The sequence below is a fragment of the Acidovorax sp. genome, from assembly GCF_016783915.1.
Classification (GTDB): domain Bacteria; phylum Pseudomonadota; class Gammaproteobacteria; order Burkholderiales; family Burkholderiaceae_C; genus Acidovorax.
On sequence record NZ_JADHVT010000184.1, the window covers coordinates 1 to 7960 of the forward strand.

Consider the following 7960-nt stretch of genomic DNA (forward strand, 5'->3'; position numbering starts at 1 on the left):
CCAACCGCTGAGCTTTTCTGCGGGCGTGTCGAAGATGCCCAGGTCGGGCGGCTTGCACTGGCGGATTCGGTTCGGGATGTTGGGGTAACGCTTCGGTGCTTCGCTGTACCGCTCCCACACCGAATGCCAGGGTCCCTCGCGCGTCGCCAACTTGCTGGCACCCGCCAGAACGCCATCGGCCTGGGGGTTGAACGCCAGCTGTGACTTGCAGACCTCCACAAAGGCCTTCCACTCGTTGGCGCCGCGCGTGGTCTGAAATGCGTCGCCCAGATCCAGCCACTGCAGCAGGTCGCGCACCGGGTCGCCGCCGGTCAGCAAGGTGTTGAAGTAGTCCTTGTCCAGCCGCTTGCCCTTCAGCAGCTCAAGCTCTTCATCCAGCAGCCGGTACAGCGCCAACTGCATGGCGTTCTTGGCGTCGTTGTCCTGGGCCACGTCCAGACCCATGCCGCCTTGGTCGGACTTCAGAAAGGCCATGATGGTCCAGTCCTTGGCGTTAGACTGTGACCAGATCACGCCCCGGTACTGCAGTTCGGCCAAGGGCTTCAACAGGTCCGGGCAGTCCTCGATCGCCCGCAAGTCCTGGCGGCTGACGCCAGGCAGGTAGAACACCGGCACGCGGTCAGCTGGCAAAGTGACATCGGGCGCCTTGCCCGCAATCACGCAGCGCAGCCAGATCGCCGGCCCCGTGCGGTTCTCTGGCGTGTAGTCCCCCAGCACCAGCAGTTCCGCCAGCTCGCTCTGCAGGCGCGGGATCACAGCCTCCCACTGGCGGTCTTTGTCGGGCCACAAGATGCACGAGGGCGTGACTTGAACCTCGGGGTTGAAGATCGCCGAGTCACGCAGGGTCTTGACCAGATGTTCGATCACGCGCATGGCTGGCCCCCTGTCATGGCGAAGAGGCTCACCACCTGGTCCACCAGCGTGGTGGTTCGTGCATCGATCTGCTTCACGCTCCATGCCCCGGCCGTTGCCAATTCGGCGTTGAGCTTGAGCCCGTTCTTGTAGCCCACCTCACGGCCCTTGCTGTCGGTGCGGTCGCGTTTGTCTTTGAAGCTCTTGTTGCCCAGCGCGCTGTTGAAGCCGGAGATCGTCAGGTTGCCCAGCTTGTGGACATGCGTTTCCTGAATGGCTTTGGCCTTCTTCTCGTCGCCGCCCGCGATCATCGCCACCCACGACGCGGGGATGTTGTCGCCCTGCGGGAAGATGTGCTCGATGGTCCACACGAAGAGCTTGCCTTCGTACTTCCACAGATCGACCCAGGTCTCCTTGGTCATGCTCTGCTCGGCCAAGGCGCACAGCACAAACCGGGTGACCCCGGCGTTCTCCTCGTAGATGGCACCTTCCAGCTTGCTGCGGAAAGTCTCGTCGCTGGCCGACACCGCCAGCAGCTCGTCGCGAATCGTCGTCACCACGGCGGCCCCCGACAGCTCTGCCACCTTGTCGATGGCGGCCATGAACAGGCGCGTCAGGTCACGGGTGGGCGGCGTGTCGGTGAGGTTGCGTCGAACGAAGAAGCAAACCAGCAGCCGCGCGATCTCTTCCAGTTGCGCCACGTCGATGCCCAGCGCTTCGCGCCGCACCAGCAGGTACAGCATCAACAGGTAAGACGGGGCGCCCTGAATGCGGTCCAGGTCCTTCAGCGGCTTATCTAGCGGAGCCCAGGCCTCGTCGGTGTTCCGAGCCAGCATCAGTGCATACAGCTGACCAGCGGAACGGATGGCCTGCAGGTGGTGCTTGGCGTCCTGGTTGATCAACTTCTCGTAGATCTGGATCAGGTTAGACCTTGTGGCCACCGGGCCCAGGGGGTCCTTCTTCTTGTCCTCGTCCTTGCGGAACGGTACGTTCAGCGGGTCTTTGAACGCGTTGTAGTAGTGCCGGAAGAAGCGCTCCTGGACGCTGTAGTCGTCGCCCAGATAGCCCAGCAGCTTGTTCCACACGTCGAAGTAGTGGTCCACCTTGCCGGGCTCGGTGGTTTCCAGCCGGGCCAGCAACTTGTTCTTGATCAGGTCGATGGCCGTGAGCGGCATGCCCCGGTTGTTGAGCGACTCGAACAGCGTGTAGGCATCGGCGTGGCTGGCCACCTCGATCTTTACCAGGCAGGCCTGGCTCACCTTGTCGAGGAAGGCCATGATCGACGCCAGGCGATCGTTCTCGCCCTGCACCATCTCTTCGATGCGACCCTGGAAGTACCGGAAGGCGCGGAAGATCTTGCGGTTGCCCGCGTAGGCCGGCGTATCGAACGGGCTTATCACGCCCACGTCGGACAAGACGGCGCGGTAGTCGTTCTGGTTGTTGTTCTGAATCTGCGGGATGACGCGCAACTGGTCATCGCCCTTCTTCAGCACCAGCTTGCGCTTGAGGTTGATCAGCTCCACGCGCTGGTCGTCGTCCAGGTCCTTCTCGTGCCGCTTCAACGACTGGTACAGCGCGGCGAACAGCAGAGACAGCGTCGTCAGCCGCTGCTGGCCGTCCACCACCTCCAGTCGCTGCACCGCCAGGGTGTCGGTGGTCTGGTTGATGCAGATGATCGAACCCAGGAAGTACCCGGGGTCGTTCTCCTCGACGTCATCGAAGAGCGACTCCCACTGGTCCATCTTCCAGGTGTATTCGCGCTGGTAGCGCGGGATCGCATAGACCACACCTGCTTCGATGTCGAAGAGCTGTGAGACCGGGTAGTTGTTGACCGACTTGATCATAGGGACTCAATCACCTCAACCGTTTGGCGGTAGTCGGCCAGGTAGCTGTCGAACGAAAAATTGGGGTGCTTGATGGCCGCAATGAAGTCGTCCATCCAGCTTCCCGCCTTCTGCTGCAGGCCATGCATGCTGGCCTCCGGCGCTATCACGCCCGCCGGCCGCGACGCGTAGTCCGTCAGCACGTTCAATGCGGCATAGCCGTGAGGCCCCATCTCCTTGAAATAGGCCTGGGTCAGGCTCTTGGCTTGCTCGCGTACCGCCAGCAGGTCGTCGACGCGCCTTTGCTTCTGGATCACCTCCTTGGTCGCCTTGATGTCGAAGGCACGGCAAAGCAGGGGCAGCATCTCCTTCTCAGGCACGTGGTAGCGCTTGAGCTGGTGCAGCTTCTCGGTCAGCGAGGTTTCCAGCTTGCGGATGTCGCCGATGTTCTCGACGAACCGGTCCACTCGGTCCATGCCGCGCCGAGTGTGGGCGTAGCTGAACTCGATGCTTTTGCTGCCGAAGATGATGCCGTTCAGGCAGATCCAGCGGCAAAAGCCCAGCTCGAAGCGCAGAAGCCGGGTGCGGTTGTAGCTGTTGCTGATGCGCAGGAAGGCCGTCCACTTGTCCTTCTCCCAAGGCGAGAAATCGGCGGTCTTGTGAATCAGGTCGATATGGCAGAACGACCGGGTCTTGGGCATGGTGATGTTCAAGCACTCCATGTCGCCGATCTGCGTGGTGTGGAACACCTTCTTCATCACCTCGGCCGCCATGTCGTAGGCGGCCTTGTTTGTCACCAGCTCGTAGTCGTCGGTCACGACCGCAAACGGGTGTTGCCGCTCCACGTCAACGACCGCGAAGTGGCGCTTGAGCTGCTGATACTTGTCTAGGCCGTCTGCAGTCGGCATGAACAAAGGGCGCATCTCCACCGGAAAGAACGCCTCAGCGGGATCTCGTGGCTTCCAGGCCCGATCAGTTGTCATGGTCTTAAGCCTTTCCCTGTTTGGCGCGAGCGGCGCGCTTCTCGGCCAGCGTCAAATGGTGGTCATTGATCCGATCCCCCTTCTTGCCTCCGTACTTGAGTCCGAGCTCATACCAGGGTGCGTCGATTGGGTCAGCGCCGCGATCCTTCTCCCAATGAAGGCTCTTCGGCAGGTCGCGCAGCACGCCTGCGCCACGCCTGCCTACGTCTGATACCGAGAGGAAGGGGCGGATATTCATGCGCACCCCGTCGTTCAAGTCAGGGTTCCAGCCAATCGGCTGCTCCTCGATGGACTTCCATCGCACGAAGATGTCATGGGGCGCTTCGCCCGCCAGGATCAGCTCCAAGCGCTTCTTTAATGCCTCTGCTGCGGCCAGCTTTTCCTGGGCACCATCTACGCCGTTGTCGGCATCACGCTTCTGTCTGCCGATCCAGTCGCCCAGATAGGTGTAGATGAGTGATTCCAGGGCCTTGTAGTCGAGCTTGTGATAGTTCACTAGCGCGGCGAAACCGTCGCGCAGCCCATCCCACACATGCCACACAAACGGGCGGTTGCCAAACAGAGCGCAGTGCTGGGTAAAGAACTTGTCGCGGAGCCAGCTCTCCAATGGTTTGCCAGCGTGATCTGCCGACGCCATCAGTTGTGCCAGTACGTCATTGCTCCAGTGCTCGCCATACGCGGCAGCTAGCAGATTAAGAAGCCGGTCACTTGCCGAGGATTCGCGGCCCACCGGAGGAATACAAACAATTCCATCTTTGTCCGCATGATTGGACAGCGTCCTGCTGCGTGCGATCCAGGCACGCGCCTCCTCAGACAGTTCCATCTTGTTGTCTGCTTCTGCGGGCCAGACGTAGCCCACCAATCGAGCAACGGCGACTTGTAGCGGGTCCGACGCACGTGCAGGATGCCCGTGGAAAATCCACTGCGTGGGGTCGATCGAAAACGGTTTCGGGAGTCCATGTGGATAACGTTCCGCGGCCGCCTGACGCCAGTATTCGAGGTCAAACGGCACCTTTACCAAGGTCGCATTGGTGACCTTCAAAGCTTGGTCGATCTGCCGAACCGTTTGGTTGTAATCATCGGAGCTGCAGAAGCACCAGATCGCAGCAAGGTTCTCTTGATCCTTGGGTACGATGGTTGCGCTATTCATGTCCCATGGAGATCCTGAGTTTAGAGTGGCGGGTAGTTCGCGCATTTGTCGAACAGCGACACCCTTGGTGTTCCATGCAATTTGCCCTTGTATGCGTGCCGCACTCGATGATGCAAGTACACCTTGGCCGCCATCCCATAGGAAGACCTGTTGCCGCCCCACAAAATGCTCGCTGAAATCTCCTGTTGACTGAAAGCTTTTCCAGCGACCATTCCATCCTGGAATTTCCCAAAAGAAGCAAATGAATCGCGGGTTATCCCCGGTAGTGATTCCTTGGTAAGAACTTGCAAAACGCTCCAAGAGCGTCATTTCCGAAGCTTCGTCCAGAGTGACGCGGGAGTCCGGATTTGAAAGTTGTTTTTCCTGCTTCACCAGAGCGAGTGATGCGGACTTAAGCAGGTTGGCTTTACCCTGCGCAGTGCGAGGAGAGCTGACATCAATGCCGCGCATCTCCCAGTCTTGGGGTGCCCGGGTATTTGTCTGTGTCAACAAAACAATGAAAGCGCCGGCTGCTTGTGTGCTGTCGAAGCCACCTTCACCAAGTCGGGCCAACAAATTCCACGTCTGTGATCTCAACAGGGTTTCGCGCTGCCTCTTATAGCTTGTGAGGAAAAGCCAGTTCTGGGGCATGACGATCTGAACGACTCCACTGCCTCTTGATTTTGAAAGTTCAAGGCATCGCGCCAGAAAAACATTTGCCAGATCATGTTTGGCATCGTCATAGTGCTGCTCACAAAAGCCCTTTAGCTTGTCGTCTTGATCTCGCCGGCCCAGATATGGGACGTTGGTGATTACCAATTCGTAGCGGGTATTGAGCAAACGAGCAGCTTCGAGCAGACCTTGTGCGCTCAGCGCCAGTTCCCAGCGGTTCTCCTCTTCAGTCCCTTGGTTTGAGGGCCGTTCGGTCTCTAGTGCTTTGTGGAGCAAAGAGGTAAGCGCTTCATAGCTGGATGTGGCCAAGTCATTCTTGAGGCTACGTGCTGGGTCCAGCAGACTGCCAAGCAGCGGCGCATCGGAAAAGCTGGCGTGCAGTTGGCGCAACTCTTGGCGCACGTACTCGGCGTGGGGTGCATCGTCGGGCACCAGCGCCTCCCAGTCCTGCGCCTTGGCCGCGACCTTGAGGCCGCAACAAGCGATCTTGGGCGACGGAATCTCCCGCACACCGAGTGGCCTACCGGAAGCATCCGGATAGCGCCAAGCCTCCAATGCCACCGCGAAAACGGCGATCTCCACGCAGCGTGGGTCCAGCTCCAGCCCATGGATGTTCTCGGCAAGGACGCGATTCACCGCCTCTTTAGCCGTCAGACCCTCCGCCGCCATGCGCATCGGCACCAGCATCAGGAAGGCGGCCACCAGGAAGTGCCCCGAGCCGCAGCACGGGTCGAGCAGCTTGAAGTCGGCCAGCGAGTCGGGCCAGCCCTCGAACTTACCTGCGGCCGGGGTGCCGTCTTCCAGGGTGCGGAAGTAGTCGAGGTTGACGGGGCATGGCTTGCCGGGGTGCCGGGTGGCCCACCAGGCGCCAAGAGAGTTGTGAAGCAGGAAGGCCACCATGTACGGTTCGGTGAAGAGCTGCGTGACGGCGGGCAACTCGTCGGCGCCGATCTTCACTTCCGACTTGTTGATGCGTTCCTTGTTGTCGGCTTGCCAGAACTGGTACACCCAGCCCAGGCTGTCGCTGGCCTTGAATACCGCATCGGGCAGAGCTTTGAGAAGGCGTTCGAGCTCGCTTTGGTGCTCGGGCGCAAAGGTCAGCTCGAACACCGGCGAGCCGGGTTTGAACACCTGCGGCAACATGCGGGCGGCCAGCTTGCCGGCCAGCTCCCAGCCGCTCTTGGCGCCTTCGTCGGAGGCCAACTCATCGCATTCTTCGATGGTGACGGCCACGCCGTCGTACATCAGCAGGTTGTTGTCGGCCAGGAAACGGGCGAACAGCATGCGGTGCCAGTGCTGGTAGGCCACCTCTTGTACCAGGTGCTGCACCTCTTGCTTGCCGTAGGTCGGGTTGGTGCTCTTCGAGTCGCGGACGTCACCGAGCTGTTTGCCGTGGGTGCGCAGGCGATTGCGCAACGCCTTCTCGGCATCGCCCAGAAACGCTTCGGGTTTGTCGTGGCCGACGCCCAGTTGGTCCACCGCCGCGTGCGCAGCCGTCTCGGCCACCGTGCGGGCCGCTTTGACGGTCTTCTCCAGCGCGCTGCGCAGGTCTTTGTCGAGTGCTTGCATCATGGGGATTCAGGCCTCAGTGAAGGATGACCGGGCCTTTTTTCAGGGCCTGTGCGATGGTCTGCTTGGCATCCAGCAGCCAGGCCTCGATGTCTTCGTCGGTCTTGATGGTGCGGTGGGGCAGCTTGACGAACTGCGCCTTGGGCTCCATGAGCTCGGCAGCGGCCACCAGCACGGCGTCAAAGCGTGAGTCGATGGCGGCCACACGATCAGCGAACGACGACAGCGACAAACGATCGACCGTGGCCAGCACCTCGTCGGTGTTGGCCACTTGCACCTTGGGTGCGTCGGTGAGGGTGAGCTTTTGGGCGGCGAGCAGGCTGTTGCGTTGTTCGGGTTCCAGCTGCTTCCAGTTGGTGTCGGCGTCCAGGCGCGCCATGCCGTTCTTGTGGCGGGTCTGGTAGTCGGCGTGCAGCCGGTTCAGTTCGTCGCGCAGCAACTGCGTCAGGCTGGCCACCAGGGGGGTGACGGGGTCAGGCTCCTCCAGAAGTTGGCGTTGCTGCTCAAGGTGCGTGACTTGTGCCACCAAGACTTCGGCACCCGATAGTCCACTGGCCTGGGCCAGCAGGCGCTTGAGCGTGTTCCAGGCGGGCAGGCGCTTGTCGATGCGCTCGGCGACATCTGTCCAGGTGTCGATGGCGGTGCTGAGTTCGTCGCGCTGGTTGTACAGGGCCAACAGCTGCTCGTTGCCAGCGGTGAGGCGGATCTCCTCCAACCCTTTCGTTTCCGGGCGCGCCGGACGTGGGGCCTCGCCCCCGGCGCGGTTGGCCAGCTCTTGCGCGCTGACCAGGAACTGTGAGGTTGCCCCTGAAAAGTGGAGTTCTTAACCCTTGTTGAAAATACCGACAAGGAGTTGAGCAATGAGTGACAAGCAAGTGCGTGCGCAGTACACGCGGGAGTTCAAACTGGAGGCGGTTCGGCAGGTGCGAGCT

Annotated in this window: 5 protein-coding genes; all 5 read right to left on the minus strand. The window is 60.8% G+C overall.

Annotated features, from left to right (window positions below; all coding sequences use genetic code 11):
- Positions 1-873, minus strand: an 873-nt coding sequence (gene pglZ, locus ISS20_RS21860) for a BREX-1 system phosphatase PglZ type B (RefSeq protein ID WP_291439512.1), incomplete at its 3' end; no start/stop codon positions are given.
- Positions 864-2696: a DUF262 domain-containing protein gene (locus ISS20_RS21865; protein ID WP_291439514.1), complete on the minus strand. Its 1833-nt coding sequence runs from the start codon at positions 2694-2696 to the stop codon at positions 864-866. The genes pglZ and ISS20_RS21865, both read right to left, overlap by 10 nt.
- A complete protein-coding gene (locus ISS20_RS21870; RefSeq protein WP_291439516.1) occupies positions 2693-3658 on the minus strand; it encodes a DUF932 domain-containing protein in 966 nt (321 codons plus the stop codon). The genes ISS20_RS21865 and ISS20_RS21870 overlap by 4 nt, the downstream gene beginning before the upstream one ends.
- Before the next feature lie 4 nt (positions 3659-3662).
- Positions 3663-7028, minus strand: coding sequence for a DNA methyltransferase (locus tag ISS20_RS21875; protein WP_291439518.1), 3366 nt, complete (start codon positions 7026-7028; stop codon positions 3663-3665).
- A gap of 16 nt (positions 7029-7044) precedes the next feature.
- Positions 7045-7743, minus strand: a complete 699-nt coding sequence (locus ISS20_RS21880) for a hypothetical protein (protein WP_291439520.1) — start codon at positions 7741-7743, stop codon at positions 7045-7047.
- Between the last annotated feature and the right edge of the window lie 217 nt (positions 7744-7960).

Bases quoted from the DNA above. Each gene is read 5' to 3' on its own strand.
- ISS20_RS21865 (WP_291439514.1), bottom strand. From the start codon at position 2,696: ATGATCAAGTCGGTCAACAACTACCCGGTCTCACAGCTCTTCGACATC.
- ISS20_RS21870 (WP_291439516.1), bottom strand. From the start codon at position 3,658: ATGACAACTGATCGGGCCTGGAAGCCACGAGATCCCGCTGAGGCGTTC.
- ISS20_RS21875 (WP_291439518.1), bottom strand. From the start codon at position 7,028: ATGCAAGCACTCGACAAAGACCTGCGCAGCGCGCTGGAGAAGACCGTC.